This is a genomic window from uncultured Lamprocystis sp. (genome assembly GCF_903933125.1).
Taxonomy (GTDB): Bacteria; Pseudomonadota; Gammaproteobacteria; order Chromatiales; family Chromatiaceae; genus Thiodictyon.
On sequence record NZ_CAIZIZ010000045.1, the window covers coordinates 20,285 to 37,290 of the forward strand.

Consider the following 17,006-nt stretch of genomic DNA (forward strand, 5'->3'; position numbering starts at 1 on the left):
GCGTGACCCCCGACCAGTTCATCGACAAGTGGAAAGATGCAACCCTCAAGGAGCGCTCGGCCTCGCAAGAGCATTTTCTCGACCTCTGCCACCTACTGGATGAACCGACGCCGGCACAGGCCGACCCGTCCGGATGCTGGTACTGCTTTGAAAAGGGCGCCGCCAAGGCTGGGGGAGGGGACGGCTGGGCGGACGTGTGGCGCCGCAACTGTTTCGGCTGGGAATACAAAGGCAAGGGGAAAGACCTCAAGGAAGCCTTCAAGCAGCTTCAGCTTTACACCCCTGCGCTGGAGTATCCGCCGCTCTTGATCGTCTGCGACCTGGACCGGATCGTCATCCATACCGCCTTCACCGGGACGGTGCCGGATGTGCATGTCCTGGCCCTGGAAGACCTGCGCGACGCCGGTAAGCGCCGGCTGCTGAAGTGGGCCTTCAGCGAACCCGAACGCTTGCGGCCAGGTCAGACCACCGCGGCCCTGACTGAGACCGCTGCCGGCCAGTTCGGCGCCCTCGCGCAGGCCCTCCGCGCCCGCGGACACGACCCCTGGACGGTCGGGCACTTCTGCATCCGGCTGCTGTTCTGCCTGTTCGCCGAGGACATCGAGCTACTGCCCCGGCAGATGTTCACCCGGCTGCTGGATGCCGGACTCAAGGACCCGGCGAGCCTGTCCGCGATGCTGGAGGATCTGTTCGGCGCCATGGCGACCGGCGGCCGTATCGGCTTTGAGCCGGTGGACTGGTTCAACGGGGGCTTGTTCGACTCGCGCGACGCGCTGCCGCTGGAACGGGACGACATCAAGACGCTGCGCGCGCTGGCCGGGCTCGATTGGTCGGCCATCGAACCCTCGATCTTCGGAACGCTCTTCGAGCGTGGGCTCGATCCGGACAAGCGCAGCCAACTGGGCGCCCACTACACCGACCGGGGTTCCATCATGCGGCTGGTGGACCCGGTGGTCCTCGATCCGCTACGGGATGAGTGGACCGCGAAGAAGGTGGAGATCGAGGGGCTGATGGCGAAGGCGGCCGCGGCGAAGTCGCCCGCCGCGCGCACCAAAAGCCAGAACGAGGCATTGGGCGTACTTCAACGCTTCCTGTCCAGGCTCGCAGACTTCCGGATCCTCGACCCTGCCTGCGGCTCCGGCAATTTTCTGCTGCTATCGCTGCTCGGACTCAAGGACCTGGAGCATCGGGTCATCCTGGAGGCCGAGACCCTGGGGCTGCCCAGGGCCTTCCCGATGGTCGGGCCGGAATGCGTCCTGGGGATCGAGCTGAACCCCTACGCGGCCGAACTGGCGCGGGTTACGGTCTGGATCGGGGAGATCCAATGGATGCTGTCGCACGGGTTCAGTCTCTCGAAGAACCCGATTTTGAAGCCGCTGAATACTATCGAGCAGCGGGATGCGGTGGTGAATCCGGACGGGACCGAGCCGGAGTGGCCGGCGGCGGATGTGATTGTGGGGAATCCGCCTTTCTTGGGTGGGAGCAAGAAGCGCGGCGCTCTGGGAGACGCCTATTTTGATGCACTCGACGGGATTTATACCGGACGGGTGCCCGCTGGGGCAGACCTGGTCACTTACTGGTTCGAGAAAGCGCGGGCGGAGATTGCGAGGGGGCGGATCAGGTATGCCGGATTGGTGGCGACCAACAGCATCCGGCAGCCAGGGAACCGTCCGGTGCTTGATGCAATTACTCAATCAACGCGAATTTTTGACGCCTGGAGTGATGAAGCTTGGATTAACGAAGGTGCAGCAGTCCGAGTCTCGTTAGTCGCTTTTGGGGTTGCAGAGAAAATCGTTATGCCGCGCCTCAATGGTAAGTTGGTAACCGAGATTTACAGCGATTTATCAGGAACTTTAGTCGATGAAAAAGCAACTGGCTTTGATTTTACTCTGGCCGCTAGACTCGAAGAAAACAAGATTGCATTCCAAGGTACAAAGAAATACGGTAATTTTGATATAAAAGGGGAACTTGCCAGAGTATGGCTGCGCGCACCTAACCCCAACGGCCGTCCGAACAGTGATGTTGTCAAACCTTGGTTAAACGGAAAAGATGTCGCGAGTCGTGCTTCCGATACCTGGATCATTGATTTCGGAGTCAGTATGCTAGAAGCTGATGCCGCTTTATATGAGTTACCATTTCAGCACATTCTGACTCAAGTTAAGCCTTACCGCAGTAGCATTAGAAGTGAAATAGCAAAAAAAGAATGGTGGATTCATGAAAGGCCACGACCTAGTTTGCGACATGCGATTCAAGGACTTTCCCGCGTTATTGCAACCCCAATGACCGCAAAATACAGGATTTTCTTCTGGCTTGATACGCGGATTCTTCCTGACCAGCAGCTTATTGTTATTTCGCGTTCCGACGATACCACCTTCGGCGTTCTGCACTCACGGATTCATGAGTTGTGGTCTTTACGGATGGGAACCAGCCTTGAGGATCGGCCGCGCTACACCCCAAGCACTACTTGTGAAACCTACCCCTTCCCCCCCGGCCTAACCCCCGCGGACACCGCTAGCCCCACCGAAGCCCTGGACTCCGGTATCGTCCTCCCGCCCGTGGCCCCTGAGCGCCGCCCTGTCGCCCTGGCTATCGCCGAGGCCGCCCACCGGCTCAACGCCCTGCGCGAGAACTGGCTGAACCCTTCTGCGTGGGTGGAGCGTATCCCGGAAGTCGTCCCCGGCTACCCGGATCGGATCATCCCGAAGCCTGAGTACGCGCCAGAGTTGAAGAAGCGGACCCTCACCAACCTCTACAACGTGCGTCCGACCTGGCTCGATAACGCGCACCAGGCGCTTGATGCGGCGGTTGCCGCTGCCTATGGGTGGAAGGACTACGGGCCGGAGATGGCTGACGAGGAGATTTTAAGGCGGCTGCTGGCGTTAAATCTGGAGCGATCAAAGGAGACATAAAAATGACCATGCTGACCCCGATGCGGCTGCTGCGGTGAGTACGGGTCTGGTCCTGCTCGACGCCTGGATTGCCGGCATTTTCTACTACGACGCACGTGGGGTCGCGCCGCAACTTGGCGAAGGCTCCCCCTAGCGTTACGCGGCCTCGATCAAGATTCCGGCCATTTAGGCTCGCCGGGTGCGTAGTCAGGCCATCCTGGCCTGACACCGTCAGGGCTGGAAGCCCTGACTACGCACGCCGCTGGCCGGGGTTACGATCAAGGCCGGCGTCGACGCCGATGCGCCAGGCGGCGCCGAAGGGATTACAATCCTATGCTTCCTCCCCACGTCGCGCCCGAGGCGCCGTACCATGTGTTGGGCCCGCTATCTTTTCGTCGGTGTCGTCATCGGACTCGGCACGCTGAGCATGATCAGCGCCTGCGGTCAGAAGGGGCCGCTGTATCTGCCGGAGCAGGCTCCGGAGAACGCAGCGGCGACACCGTCCGAGCCGGCGACGCAAGCGGTCCCGGCGCCCGGTGCGGATGTCCCCAAGCCGGCCGACCGGGCCGCGGACGACGCGGGGCAGACATGGCCCCGCTAGGACCCGTAGCCGACGACGGCGTCGTGCGCGCCGCAAGGCACCCACCGCGGCCCCGAGTGTACCCTTCACTCGACCGATCAAGACACTGACCGAGACGCCCTCCGAGCATCGCATGGACTATTTCAACTATCAAGGCGCGCTGCTGCACGCTGAAGCGGTCCCGCTCACGGCGATTGCCGAGCGCTTCGGGACGCCCTGTTATGTCTATTCCCGGGCGACCCTGGAGCGGCACTGGCACGCGTTTGACCGCGCCTTCCACGACCACCCGCACCTGATCTGCTTCGCGGTCAAGGCCAACGCCAACCTGGGGGTGCTCAACGTCCTGGCGCGGCTCGGCTCCGGGTTCGACATCGTCTCAGTGGGCGAGTTGGAGCGGGTGTTGGCGGCGGGGGGCGAGCCCGCGCGGGTCATCTTCTCCGGTGTCGGCAAGCGCGAGGACGAGATCCGCCGTGCGCTCGAGGTCGGCATCCGCTGTTTCAACGTCGAGTCCGAACCCGAGTTGGAACGGATCGACCGGGTGGCCGGCGAACTCGGCTGCATCGCGCCCATCTCGCTGCGTGTCAACCCGGATGTGGACGCCGGCACCCACCCCTACATCGCCACCGGCCTCAAGGAGAACAAGTTCGGCATCGACATCCAGGCCGCCTTGGCGGTCTATCGCCGCGCCGCCGGCATGGCGAACCTGCGAATCACCGGGATCGACTGCCACATCGGTTCCCAACTCACCGATCTGGCGCCCTTTCTGGCGGCCCTGGAGCGGGTGCTGGAACTGGCCGATCGGCTGGCGCAGGACGGCATCGCCATCACGCACCTGGACCTGGGCGGGGGCCTGGGGATCCGCTATCGGGGCGAACACCCGCCGGAGCCGGGCGCCTATGCGGCGGCCCTGCTGCACCGCTTGGGCGGGCGCGGCTACGAGATCATCCTGGAGCCGGGGCGCGCCATCGTCGGCAACGCCGGCATCCTGCTGACCCGGGTGGAGTATCTGAAGCCGACCGAACATCGGCGTTTCGCTATCGTCGATGCCGCGATGAATGACCTGCTGCGCCCGGCGCTCTACCAGGCCAACCAGGAGATCGTGCCGGTGCGGCTGGATGCGGACGCCGTGCCCGCCCGTTACGACCTGGTGGGTCCGGTCTGCGAGACCGCGGATTTTCTGGGCAAGGACCGTCTGCTCGCCCTGGCGCCCGGCGATCTGCTGGCCATCCGCGGCAGCGGTGCCTATGGGTTCAGCATGAGTTCCAACTACAACAGCCGGCCGCGGGCCGCGGAGGTCATGGTGGATGGCGCCCAGGCGAGCCTGGTGCGGCGCCGCGAGACCATCGCCGACCTCTTCGCCGGGGAGTCAGTCCTATCATGAAACGTCGTCCCGAACCGGAACTCATGGAAGGGGCAGAGCAGGCCCTGGCCTATGCCCAGGCCGATTTCTCCGAGTCCAACACCCTGTTCATCAAGCTGCTCGCTGAACTGAAGCCGGGGCCGCTGCACGGTGCGCGCGCCCTGGACCTGGGCTGCGGGCCGGCCGATATCGTCTGCCGGTTCCTGCGCGCCTACCCGAACGCCACCTGCGATGCGGTCGACGGGTCGACCGCCATGCTGGACCAGGCCCGCGCTACCCTGGAGCGGGCACCCGGCCTCGCCCCGCGCTGCCGTCTGTTGTTGGAGTGCCTGCCCAGCCCCGCGCTGGCGCCGGGCCAGTATGATCTGGTCCTCTCCAACAGTCTGTTGCATCAACTGCATAACCCTCAGGTTCTGTGGCAGACCGTCCGTGAGACGGCGCGGCCCGGCGCCCTGGTGCTGGTCATGGACCTGATGCGGCCGGCTTCCGCCGGCTGGGCCGAGGCGCTGGTCGCGACCTATACCGCGAACGAACCGGAACTTCTGCGTACCGACTTCCGTAACTCGCTGTTCGCCGCCTTCGAGCCCAAGGAGGTCGAAGACCAACTGCAGGAGGCCGGATTGAGCGAATTGCAGGTGGGTGTGGTGAGCGACCGGCACCTGGCGGTGTTCGGGCGGCTGGCGGCACCGTGAGCAAGCCCCGGATTGATCCACAGATGTCACAGATGTTCACAGATGAAGAACAACGTGTGTGTTCATCTGTGGATCAGTTTTCCGCCCCAGATGGCTTCGGCAGAAGCTGGCGGAACGATGATCAAGACCGGCCTTGGCGGAGACTCTTCGGTTTAAGATGGTCAATTTATTGACAGACATCGCCTAAGGCATCGCTGGCTTTGCGCACATTTGTTACGTGTCTATTCGCTGACCTGTCTCCGGATTTTATGCACCTGAAATTCACCAAAATGCATGGTCTCGGCAACGACTTCGTCGTATTCGATGCCATCCGCCAACAGGTTGCGCTGGATGCGGCGGCCATTCGCCGCCTCGCGGATCGACACCGCGGGATCGGCTGCGATCAGGTGTTGTTGGTCGAACCGGCGCGTCTGCCCGGCACTGACTTCCATTACCGGATCTTCAATGCCGACGGCAGCGAGGTGGAGCAGTGCGGCAATGGCGCCCGCTGTTTCGCCCGCTTCGTCCGCGATCAGGGGCTCTCGGACAAAGATGCGATTCCGGTCGGGACCGCCGCGGGAGCCATACAGATCTTCGTCGAGGCGGACGGTCAGGTCCGGGTGGACATGGGGATTCCGGTGCTGGAGCCGGCCCGCATCCCCTTCCGGGCCGCGAAGCAGGCGCTGGTCTACCGGCTGTCGGTGGATGGACAGGCGGTCTCCATCGGCGCCGTGTCCATGGGTAACCCTCATGCCGTGCTGCTGGTGGAAGATGCCGACAATGCGCCGGTGGAGCGGCTCGGGCCGCGTCTCGAAACGCACCCGCACTTTCCCCGGCGCGTCAACGTGGGTTTCATGCAGGTTCTGTCGCCCGAGCATATCCGGCTGCGGGTCTTTGAACGCGGCGTCGGCGAAACCCTGGCCTGCGGGACCGGCGCCTGTGCCGCGGTGGTCACCGGACGCTTGCGCGGGCTGCTCGCCGCGCGGGTCCAGGTCAGCCTGCCCGGCGGTGATCTTGTGATACAGTGGGACGGAAATGGTACACCGGTGCTGATGACCGGACCGGCGCAACGGGTCTTCGAGGGGGAGATCGAGCTATGACCAAGACCAGGACCAAGCCGGGCACCGAGCCAGCTCAGGCGTCCGTCGACGCGGGAGCAGCGCAGACGGCTGCCGCGGAACAGATGGTGGCCGCCTATCTGCGCGATCACCCGGATTTCTTTGAACAGAATGCGGCGGTGCTGGCCAGCCTGAGTGTTCCGCACGCGCCGAGCGGTAGCGTGTCCTTGATCGAGCGCCAGGTCAAAGTCCTGCGCCGACACCTGGAGGCCGAGCGCAGTCGCCTGGCACAGCTGATTGCCCGCGCTCGCGAGTACGAAGCGCTGTCCACCCGTCTGCACGTGCTGGTGCTGCAACTGATCATCGCCCCGGACTTGAAACAGGTTGGTTCCGTACTTCAGGAGGCCCTGATGCGCGAGTTCAGCGCCCAGGCGGTCATGCTCAAACTCTTCCCGCTCGACCCGGTGTCCGCGGACGCGGCGCGGGATCCGCTGACTGCCGCCTTCAAGGAGTTCCTCCTGCGCGAGCACGCCCTGTGCGGTCCGCTGGACGAGGAGAAGAACCGCCTCCTGTTCGGCGACCTCGGCGGTGAGGTCCAGTGCGCCGCGCTGATCCCGCTACGCGGGACCGGCTGTTCCGGCGTGCTGGCCATCGGCGCCGCCGACCCGGACCGCTTCAAGCCGGACATGCGCACCGACCTGCTGGATCGACTGGGGGAGGTCGTCAGCCATAAGCTGCAGGGACTCCAGGCGTCCTCCAGGCCACGCGTGGAGCCGTTGCCCGATCCGTTGAAGGCCGCGCTGCCCGTGATGCCGGAGGCGCCGGCACCGAAAAAGCCCCGCGCCCCACGGTCGCGCAAGCCGAAGGTCGTTGAGGACGTCAGTAGCGAATGAGCGACGAGGCCGGTCCGATCGAGCCCTTTCTCGCCCACCTTGCCCATGAGCGGCGGCTGGCCGATCTGTCCATCACCAGTTACCGCGCCGACCTCGAGCGCATCAGCACCTGGCTGACCGATGCCGGGGGCGACGTCGACGCCATCACCCGGCTCGACCAGCCGCAAATCCGTCGTTACATCGCCTGGCGCCATCGCTCCGGCGTCGGCGGCCGCACCCTGCAACGTGAACTGTCCAGCCTGCGCAGTCTTTACCGCTGGCTGCTGCGCGAAGGACGGGTGCCCAATAACCCCGCGGTGGGCATCCGTGCGCCTAAGACCCCGCGCAAGCTCCCGGCCACCCTGGATGCGGACCAACTGTGCGGTCTGCTCGATCGCCCCGTCGATGACCTGCTCGCCATCCGCGACACGGCCATGATCGAACTCTTCTACTCATCCGGGCTGCGCCTGTCCGAGTTGGTCAGTGTCAATCTGGGCGACATCGATATGGCGGATGCCGCGTTGCGCGTCACCGGCAAAGGCGATAAGACCCGCGTGGTTCCGGTCGGTACCCAGGCACGCGAGGCCGTTGCGTACTGGATGCGTGTGCGTGCCAACCTGGCGGCCGGCGATGAACCGGCACTCTTCGTCAGCAGCCGGGGCAACCGCATCCACCCGCGCACGGTGCGCACCCGCGTCGCCCAGTGGGCACAGGAACAGGGTGCGGACCGTCACGTCCATCCCCACCTGCTGCGCCACTCATTCGCCAGCCACCTGCTGGAATCCTCCGGGGATCTGCGCGCGGTGCAGGAGCTGCTCGGCCACGCCGATATCAGCACTACCCAGATCTACACGCACCTGGATTTTCAGCATTTGGCGCAGGTCTATGATCAGGCGCATCCGCGGGCGAAGCGTAAGAGTTGATAGCGCCCGGGAGCCGTTCACTCATAGGCTAAACAAGTCCATTAGGGGATGCCTTTGGGGCCTTGATCATCGTTCCGGCCGCGATCAGTTCCGAAATTTCTGGCCTTGATGGTAATCCCGGCCAGCGGCGTGCGTAGTCAGGGCTTCCAGCCCTGACCGTGTCAGGCCAGGATGGCCTGACTACGCATTCGGCGAGCTCAAGTGGCCGGAATCTTGATCGAGGCCGCCTTTGGCATCTCGGTCGTTGTTTCACTTATTTCTGACCATTTACCTATCGGCTCTCGATCAGATGCTTGCGCAGCAGTTCCTTTTTGATCTCCTCATAGGTCTGCTTGTCGATATAGTTGTTCTTGTACAGCGACTCCGCCTCTTTGAGCTTGCGTTTGAGTTCATCGCCCGCTGCCGGACCCTTGGGCGGCACCGGGGCTGCCGCCGCCGATTTGTCCAATGACGGTATCCGCAGGGTCGCGCCGACGTTGAGGACATTGGCGTATTTCACCGTGTCCCGGTTGGCGGCATAGATGACGGGCCAGCGCGTCGGATCGTTGTAGAACGCCAGTGCGATCCGCGACAGGGTGTCCCCCGGCTTGACGACATAGGTGCTCAGTGTCTCGGTCTTGACCGGTTCGGGTTCCATGTTCGGATCGAACTTGGAGTATTTCCCGATGATTCGGGCCAGAGTGCCGTTGTTCTTGATCTTCGTCAGAAACTCATTGATGAAGCCAAGCAGGTCGTTGTCCGCTTTGTTGACCCCGATGCCGTACTGATCGGCCGACAGGGTGCCGTCCAAGACGAGGAGACCAGGGTTTTGAGAGGCATAGTGCTCGAGAAACACCTTGTCGTTGATGAGCGCATCCGTCTTGCCGCCGGTGAGCGCGGCATAGGTATCGGCGGTCGCGGTCACCAGGAAAAAATTGGCACCGGGCATCAGTTCGCTGATGAGCCGTTCGCCCGTACTGCCGCGGGTCGCCGTGACTGTCTTCCCGGTGAGATCCTTATAACTCTTGATCCGATCCTGGTCCTTGGCTCTGATCATGACCGCCAGTCCGGTCGTGAAATAGGGGTCGGAAAAGTCGATCACCTCCAGCCGCTCACGAGTAATGGAGAAGCTGGAGATCACCACATCCACTTTCTGTTTGAGCAGCAGCTCTTCGCGGGCTTTCGCGCCGGGGAGAATGGTCCACTCCGGTTTGACGCCCAGCGCATCGGCCAGCGCTCGCCCGAGGTCCGGATCGATGCCGACCAGTTCTCCGCGTTTGTCCCGGTACTGGATGGGCGGAATGTCATCCCGGATGCCGATGTTGATCACCCCGCTGCTCCTGATCTCAGCGAGACCGCGCGCTTCGGCGAGGCTCCACGGGAGCAGAATCGGTGCCAGGCCGAGGACAACGAGCAGCAACAGCCGGCGGTTGCGTGATTTCATCGCATGCTCCTTAATTGGCTGCCGGATCGGCGTCGCGGCAGGTTCGGAATCCGATGTAGTGATGATAGGTGCCTTTGGTGCCGAGGCGGTTCACCCGCTTCAGATCGGCGAGCGGGCGGCCTTCCCGGTCCCAATACCAGTAACCCCCCAGGAAAGCGGCCTCTTCGGTTCCCGAATCCACCCATTCGCTGACATTGCCAACCATATTGAGCAGGCCGTGGCTGTTCTCGTCGCGGTCATCGCTGACGCTGCGGGGCTTGTCCATGGTACTGCCGCCCAGCGCGGCCTTGGCGGGGTCGCTCAACTCATCACCCAGGGCAAAGAGCCATTCGCTTTCCCGGCACAAGCGTTTGCCGCTCTTTTCGGCGAATCGTTTGGCGTTCTCCCAGGTGATGTCGACCACCGGCAGGTCATCGGTGAAGCCTTTGGGGGAACGGTAACCAGGGAACGCTGACCGATAGTCGCCGACGCTCACTTCAGTTCGGTCGATGAAAAAATCGGCGAGCTTGACCATATTCGGATCAACCGCCGCGGCAGGGGGCGGCGGCGGACCGGGTTCCGCTTGGGGCGGCGGGAGAACAGGCTCCGCTTGGGGCGGTGCCGGCAGCACCGATTCTGTCCGCGGCGGCGGCGGCTCCATCGGCTCCGCGACCGCCGGTGGTTCCGGTGCGGCCGCGGGCATCAGGTAGTCCCACAGGAACGTCATCGCCGCCACGGCGATGGCCGCCAGCACGACCAGGGCGATGACGCCGCCGATCAGCTTAGAGCGGTCCTTTCCCGGCTGGCTCACCATGAGACCCCGGCCGCATTCCGTGCAGACCGGCGCTGCACCCTCGGGGATGCTGACGTCGGCCCCCGTGTCGGCCAGGGTGCAATTTCCGAAATTGGTGCATTTGCCGGTGCGGCCGGTCTGTTCGGCCATGGTCAACCTCCGAAAACGGATGCCGATGAACGGACAGGACATCCGAACGGCGGCTACACAACATGATGCGTGATCATAGCGACGCCGGGAGCGGCGGGCAAGGACGCATGACGAATCACGGGCGCTTGCCCCATAATCACCCGACAGCCGGGCGCTCCCCACGGGGACAGGCTGTCAACTTGCCCTGTTTAACCCTGAGAATCGGCTATGAAGAACCACCTGGTCATCGGTCTGGGCGGCACCGGGGGCAAAATCCTCCGTGCCCTGCGCAAGAACGTCTTTCAGGAGTACCGCGGCAGCGAGCCCGACCAGGTCAGGCTGCGCTATCTGTATGTCGATTCGAGCAAGGAGATGATGGCCATCGACGACGCCACCTGGCGTATTCTCGGGGAAAGCGTCCAACTGGCCACCCGCAGTCAGCTCCTGATCACCGGCGGGAACCTCAACCAGATACTCGACAATATCAGCGGGCATCCGAATATCCAGCCCTGGATCGGCAGCCGCGACCAATGGAAAGACATTCTGAGCAGCATCGTCGGGGAGACCCTGGGCGGCCAGAAACGCCGGCTCGGGCGCTTTCTGTTCGCCTGCAAGGCGCGCCAGTTCAAGGATCAGCTTAAGCAACTCGCCGGCGAACTCAGCACCGGCGGCGATGCCAGTGTGACCTTCCACGTCTGCTGCGGTCTGGCCGGCGGGACCGGCAGCGGTGCGGTGATCGATACGGTGGCGCAGATTCGCGGGCTCTATCGCGATCCGCGCATGTACCGCATCGTGATCTATGCCCTGCTGCCCGAGGAAATTCCGAATCCGAATTGGGACACCGGCAATTACCACGCCAATGGCTATGCTGCGCTGCTCGAATTGAATGCGCTGAGCGTCGGCGCCTATCAGCCCCACGATATCGCCGAGCGGGGTGAGCGGCTCGCGCTCAGCGATCCGTTCAACGGCTGTTATCTCTTCTCCAATCGCAACGAAAACGGCCTGCAAGTGGACGTCGACAAGACGCTGCCCGGTGTCGTCGCCGATTTTCTGTTCCAGAAGCTGGTCGCCGTGCGCAATGCGGAGGCGATGAAACTCCTGGAGAAGATGGAGAATGCCGAGAACGGCGACGGCACCGCGGAGACCCGCCCGGGCAGCACCGCCCCTTTGCGCTCCAAGCGCTTTCTCACCTTCGGTATCAAGCGCCTGGCAGTCCCCGAGATGGAGATCCGGGAATATCTCACCTACCGCTTCGCCCGCCAGGCCGCCCTGCAACTGCGCTATAACAATTGGGACGATACCTTCGGGTTCCGGGATGAGCCGCGCAACCAGGATTTCGGCGAGTTCGTGCGCGACAGTCAGACACTGGAGCGCTGGTCGCTGACCGACGAGCACCTGACGCTGTCGCGCGGCATTCTGTCCGAGGAGATCAACAATAAGAAATGGAAGCCCATCGTCAACGAATGGTTGGATGTGCTGCCGCAACTCATGGGGCTGGTGCAGACTCAGGACGACAAGGTCTGGATTAATGAGATCGATAAGCTCATGGCGCAGCGCTTCGCGGAAAGTTACCGCGGCCTCGGCGTGCGCAAGTTCTATGAAACCAAACTTCAGGCGCGCAAGGACCATGTCCGTGAATTGCGCCGCCGGGTCGAGGGCGAGCTGTTCGATGAGTGGAAGAACGGCGTCAAGTCCATGCAGGATATCACCCGGTGTCTGGCTGCCCTCATCGCCGCGCTGGAAGAGCGGCTGCTGGGCACGGACGACCGCATCACCCGCGCCAAGAACAACGCCGACAGCGCCGAACAGCGGGTGGCGGTCAATCGGGCCGACTATGCGCAGGTCGGTCTGGTCTCGCAACTGCTCGGCAAGCGCCGCAACCTGCTCGATCTCCAGGGCGAGGCGCTGCGGGAACTCTATACCGCCCGCACCCAGGCGGAAGCCTGGGCCTTCGCCAAACGCTTGCTTCAGGAAGCCGTCAACGAGTTCAATGCGCTGGCGGCCGACGTCGCGGCCTGCACCCGGCTGGTGGATGAGTCCATCAAGGAATTCAAGGAGCGCATCGACGCGCGCATCAACGATGGTGAAACACCTGATCTGCGCCAATCACTGGTGCGCTTCTACAATGCGGAGAACGTCCGCGGGTTCGCGCGCGATCTGGAGAAAGACCGCGGCGAACAGACCCGGCAGTCGCAGGCGGTGCGTCTCGCCCTCATCGAACAGATTGCCGCCGATCCGTCATTTTCCGCCTTCCAGGCACGGATCAGCCGCCAGCGCTTCTTCGATGTGATGGAGCAGCGCTGTGCGCAAAGCTCACAGGCGGCGCATGACGCGCTGGTCGCGTCCAACCGTGACCGTCGTCCATTGCTCGGGGTCAACATCATCGGCCAATTGGAGCGGGAGTATTCGGGACGCACCGACGAGCTCAAGAAATTCATTCACGATCTGGTCAACCAGGCGGGGAATTTCATCGAGTTCGACTCCCAGGCCGTCACCATGGGCGCGGCCAAGACCAAGGTCTCGCAGTTCCTGGTCATCCTCCCGGCGACCCCCGAGTTGGCTCAGTTCAGTGAAGACCTGGAGGCTCTGTTCCGCGACAACTTCCGCGGCGACATCCCGGTGGCCATCATCAAGAGCGAGACCAAGCCCAATGAGATCACCCTGCTCGGGCTCACCAACCTGTTCCCGCTGCGGCTGGCCAAGGCCACCCGCTTCCTCAAGGAGCAATACGAGCGCCGTCTTGCCCAGGTCGACAATCCGGACCGGCTGAAGCTGGAGTTGCACGGCGAAGGCGACGGCACCCAGTGGCCCGAGATTGTCCTGGCCGATGAACGCGCCCAACGCGACAAGGCCCTGCCGTCCCTGCTGCTGGCCAAGGCGCTGGGCCTCATCAGTACCGTCACCAGTCCGACCACGGGCCTCAACGAACTTTACCTGATCAGCGAAGACGCCGACGGCCTGCCGGTGCGCACCCGCCTCGGTAAGGGGCTGCCGGAGGTGTTCGAGACCATCGACCTCGCCGCCGCGCAACGGCTCGTCGATGCGACCCAGGCGCAGTTGGCGGGAGACGCCTTCCGGCACGTCGACCAGCGTGCCGCGCTCCAGGCCGCCGTGCGTGATGAGTTGAAGCAGATCCTCGCCGAGCGGCGCAACGACTTCGAAGACCCGGTCTATCGCCGCTTCGAGGCGGCGGCGCGCGGGGCGATTCAGATTCTTAAGGGCGGTTGAAGCCGTGTCCCAAAAAATGGTGTAGATAAGTCTGCCATTTCATCGCCTGAACCGCCTGCGGATCAAGACCCGACCTCGGCCCGATAGCGCCAGCCTCGCGCCTCGGCCAAGACGCGCAACTGCTTGGCCTTGCCCTCGACCTGCCGCTTCTGAAAGGCGGAAAAGTCGATGACCGCATGCTCGGGGAAGGGAGCGGGATCAGGTCGCGCAGGCAAGTCGAGCCCTGCGCACTCGGCAACGGTTACGGCCTGAACACCGCTGGATTGGAACCCCAGGCTGCCCGTGAAGTGCGCATAGGCGGCGCTGGGGTTGATCAGATCTCCGTCGTAGACCGAAAGACACCCCGCGTCCTTGGGGGTGGGACGGAACGCTTGGGAGGAGACGCGGCCGTCTTGGATGAAGTTGCGATTAATCTGGCGCAACAGTTCGGTTTCGGCCTTCATGCGCGCTCCACAGCAAGTCCCTGCTGCTGCTCAATTTCCGCAGTGATCATGGCCCAAGCCACGGGTTGCGCCAAGTCCAGTTCCTTCCAGTCGTCGACGTGGGTCCCGGTGTCAAGTGAATGCCACTCGCCGGCCCGGCGATCCAGGTCGATTTCCAGGCTAATCTCATGAGTGCCGAGCGACCATTCTGCTTGGACGCCTCCTTCGGCAGTGGGATAGAGATAGGGTGGCGGGAGCAGGTCCGGGTAGTGTGAGCCAAAGCACCGGGCGAGCCAATCCAAGCCCTGCGGGCTAGGGGCGAATCCGCGGCCGTCGAGCCAGCCGTTTTTTAACCCACGCAGGTCGTCCAGCCTGGCCGCCACGTCGTTGGCGTCCAGGATGCCGATGTGCTCGACCTCGGCCAAGCCCTGCAGCCGTTCGTTGCGGTTGAACCGCCCGATGCCCCTCACTTGCACCCGGGTGCCCTTCTGGAACCCATTGAACGCTTCCAAAACCGTCGGCAGGTGTTGCAGAGCTAGGGGTGAAGTGACCCGCGGGCCGTTGGTCACCTGAAGATCGAAGGTCATGCGGTCTTGGTCGGCCTCCGGGATGGTGCCGCGCAACGTGACCTCTTCGGTCAGTTCGCGCGTCTGGGATGAGGCGAGCAAGAGTTTGCGACGGCTGGAGCGGGTCAGACGCGCCGGGCGATTCACATTCCGGGGATCGAAGATAATGGCCTCGCCCTCGCGCAGACTGCGGCCGATGCGGTCGAAATAGCCGAGCAAGGACTCAGGAAGGTAGTCCGAAATACGGCCGTCGCGGTTGGCGGCATCAATGGCCCCAAGGATGTGCTCGCGGCCCTGCTCGAAATAGACTTGACTACCGGGTGGGAAGAACCCGTCTGATTGGGCAAATAAGTCGATCCGCGGGATAGCGCTGCCCGGCTCGACCGCCGTCAGCTTGAGTGCGATGCCGTCGGTGAAGCCGCGGGGAGTGCGCTTTCGGTCCTCGTGATCCTGGAGATAGCGCCATTTGGCAACCTCAATGACCATTTCCTCCAGCACGGCCAGGTCCTTGAGCAGTTCCAGCGGGATCGCATGCGCGTCGAAGCGCTCACCCTCCATGCGCGGGCTCAAGAAAGGGATGGGATCGATCATGCGGTTACCTCCGATCGGAGAGCTTCATCGTATCGGGGATGCCGACATCGCGCAGCGGCCGAGTCTTGGTCACCCCGGTGACCTCACGCTCCAGGAGGAGGCCGCGGTCGCCGCCGAGATAGTCGATCACCTCGGCGTGGTGAGAGACGATCACCACCTGCGGCAGCCCGTCGCCGATGGCATCCTCAGCGCAAAGGAGCCATGGCTGAATCTCCGCGGCCGCCAGGAAATTGTCAGGCTCGTCCAGGAAGAGAAAACGCCCGGACTTATCCAGGAAATGGAGCAGGCCGTAAAGGACCAGGAGTACGCGTTGGCCGTCGGATAGCTCTTCGAGCGCCAACTCGTATTCTTCCTTACCGGAACCGAAGACCGCCACCAGTGTCCTGGCCTCAGACCCAACCTTTTCGAGCCTGAGCTTCTGGAAGCCTGGGATGGTCGCCTGGAGAACCGCCCGGTAGTCAAAGCTGTCTCCGTGCTCCTGAAGCAGATGCCGGTACCAGGATGAAAAATTCTCCCCATTGCGACTGAGGGCCTGGCTCTCTTGGGGGGTATCGTTGACGAATGCGGCCGGGTTCAACCGGCAGACCTGGACCCTGCGCATGAGTTCAAGAAAGGCCGTCAAGCGCTGGTTATCGTGGCGCGGCGGCACGCGGGCAAGGGCAGATTCGCTCCACTCAGCCGCGAACATGGGTCCCTCGCTGAGATTGTCGCGATACAGCTGTACGTCACCGTTCTCAAACAGGAACAGAGGTCCATCCGGAACTGCGAGTCGCTCTTCGATAATCCGCGCCCGGCGTCCGCCCGATTCGTGCTGAACCTTGAGGCGGTAGCGCATTTCCTCGCCGCCGACCTGGATGTGTAACTCGACGACTTGGGTGTCACGGTCGCTCCAGCGGGTGCGGCTGGCGTAGGGCAGGACGGATTTGTCGTTGACCTTGGCTTGCCCGGAAAGCAAGCGCTGCAGCCCATCGACCACATCGAGCACCGACGACTTGCCCGATCCGTTGAGGCCCGCTAACAGGTTGAAATTCTCAAGCTTCAGTTCGAAGTTCACCAGGCAGCGGAAGTTATCGACATAGAGGCGCGTGATCATGCGGTCACCTCCGATAATAGGGTCAGCACCGCCTGCTTGGTCGGGGCCAGGATCCAGTCGAAGCGGCGCAGGACCGTCAGCGGCAGGATGACCTTGCGGGGCTCGTTGCGCTTATGGGGACCGCGCAGCAGGTTGCAGATGTCCCGGATGAAAGCGGCGAGTTGGGCGTTGGTCTCCGAGTTCATGCGCGTCGGTTGGGTTCCGTTGTTCAGGCAGCGCGGCGCGCTGACTTCGGTAACCAGCCATGATACCCGACGTGGGCGGGCGGCTGGCCTTCAACCTTGCCCGGGCAGCAATTCCAAATTTGGGCGGCACCGCGCGACCTCTGGTGGATGCGGCGCGCGCGACCGCCGTGCCGAGTCCCCGAGACCGAGCGGCGCGCCTTATCCACCCTACAACGGAGCCGGTTTCGTAGGGTGGATAAGCGCAG

The 17,006-nt window shown here is 63.3% G+C and carries 14 protein-coding genes; 8 read left to right on the plus strand and 6 right to left on the minus strand.

The window, feature by feature from the left end; genetic code table 11:
* The first annotated feature begins 2 nt into the window (after positions 1-2).
* From QZY03_RS01920 to xerC, 7 genes are all read left to right on the plus strand, one after another.
* Positions 3-2,909: a DNA methyltransferase gene (locus tag QZY03_RS01920; RefSeq protein ID WP_295577700.1), complete on the plus strand. Its 2,907-nt coding sequence runs from the start codon at positions 3-5 to the stop codon at positions 2,907-2,909.
* Positions 2,910-3,258: 349 nt separating this feature from the next.
* Positions 3,259-3,489 (plus strand): lipoprotein, encoded by a 231-nt coding sequence (locus QZY03_RS01925; RefSeq protein ID WP_295577701.1) that lies wholly within the window; start codon positions 3,259-3,261, stop codon positions 3,487-3,489.
* Positions 3,490-3,601: 112 nt separating this feature from the next.
* A complete protein-coding gene (gene lysA, locus QZY03_RS01930; protein WP_295577703.1) occupies positions 3,602-4,849 on the plus strand; it encodes a diaminopimelate decarboxylase in 1,248 nt (415 codons plus the stop codon).
* A complete protein-coding gene (locus tag QZY03_RS01935) occupies positions 4,846-5,520 on the plus strand; it encodes a trans-aconitate 2-methyltransferase (RefSeq protein ID WP_295577705.1) in 675 nt (224 codons plus the stop codon). Before lysA ends, QZY03_RS01935 begins: the two co-directional genes overlap by 4 nt.
* 248 nt (positions 5,521-5,768) lie before the next feature.
* Positions 5,769-6,599, plus strand: a complete 831-nt coding sequence (gene dapF, locus QZY03_RS01940; protein ID WP_295577707.1) for a diaminopimelate epimerase — start codon at positions 5,769-5,771, stop codon at positions 6,597-6,599.
* Positions 6,596-7,450 (plus strand): DUF484 family protein, encoded by an 855-nt coding sequence (locus QZY03_RS01945; protein ID WP_295577709.1) that lies wholly within the window; start codon positions 6,596-6,598, stop codon positions 7,448-7,450. Before dapF ends, QZY03_RS01945 begins: the two co-directional genes overlap by 4 nt.
* Positions 7,447-8,352: a tyrosine recombinase XerC gene (xerC, locus tag QZY03_RS01950; protein ID WP_295577711.1), complete on the plus strand. Its 906-nt coding sequence runs from the start codon at positions 7,447-7,449 to the stop codon at positions 8,350-8,352. The genes QZY03_RS01945 and xerC overlap by 4 nt, the downstream gene beginning before the upstream one ends.
* 271 nt (positions 8,353-8,623) lie before the next feature.
* Here the strand turns inward: xerC and QZY03_RS01955 are convergent, their stop codons facing one another.
* Both QZY03_RS01955 and QZY03_RS01960 read right to left on the minus strand, forming a co-directional pair.
* Positions 8,624-9,775 carry a transporter substrate-binding domain-containing protein gene (locus QZY03_RS01955; RefSeq protein WP_295577713.1) on the minus strand — a complete coding sequence of 384 codons (1,152 nt, stop codon included), beginning with the start codon at positions 9,773-9,775 and terminating at the stop codon, positions 8,624-8,626.
* A gap of 10 nt (positions 9,776-9,785) precedes the next feature.
* The gene (locus QZY03_RS01960; RefSeq protein WP_295577716.1) at positions 9,786-10,697 is read right to left on the minus strand and encodes an SUMF1/EgtB/PvdO family nonheme iron enzyme; all 912 of its coding nucleotides are present in this window, start codon (positions 10,695-10,697) and stop codon (positions 9,786-9,788) included.
* Between the two features lie 207 nt (positions 10,698-10,904).
* Here QZY03_RS01960 and QZY03_RS01965 point away from each other — a divergent pair, with 207 nt between their 5' ends.
* Positions 10,905-13,904: a tubulin-like doman-containing protein gene (locus QZY03_RS01965; RefSeq protein ID WP_295577718.1), complete on the plus strand. Its 3,000-nt coding sequence runs from the start codon at positions 10,905-10,907 to the stop codon at positions 13,902-13,904.
* Positions 13,905-13,966: 62 nt separating this feature from the next.
* Here QZY03_RS01965 and QZY03_RS01970 read toward each other — a convergent pair whose 3' ends face one another.
* From QZY03_RS01970 to QZY03_RS01985, 4 genes are read right to left on the minus strand one after another with little or no spacing between them, the layout of a single operon-like run.
* Positions 13,967-14,347, minus strand: a complete 381-nt coding sequence (locus tag QZY03_RS01970; RefSeq protein ID WP_295577720.1) for a hypothetical protein — start codon at positions 14,345-14,347, stop codon at positions 13,967-13,969.
* Positions 14,344-15,483, minus strand: coding sequence for a hypothetical protein (locus QZY03_RS01975; RefSeq protein WP_295577723.1), 1,140 nt, complete (start codon positions 15,481-15,483; stop codon positions 14,344-14,346). Before QZY03_RS01975 ends, QZY03_RS01970 begins: the two co-directional genes overlap by 4 nt.
* 4 nt (positions 15,484-15,487) lie before the next feature.
* Entirely contained in the window at positions 15,488-16,576 is a 1,089-nt protein-coding gene (locus QZY03_RS01980; protein ID WP_295577726.1) for an AAA family ATPase, read from the minus strand.
* Positions 16,573-16,761, minus strand: coding sequence for a type I restriction-modification system subunit M N-terminal domain-containing protein (locus QZY03_RS01985; RefSeq protein ID WP_295577730.1), 189 nt, complete (start codon positions 16,759-16,761; stop codon positions 16,573-16,575). Before QZY03_RS01985 ends, QZY03_RS01980 begins: the two co-directional genes overlap by 4 nt.
* Positions 16,762-17,006 lie beyond the last annotated feature (245 nt).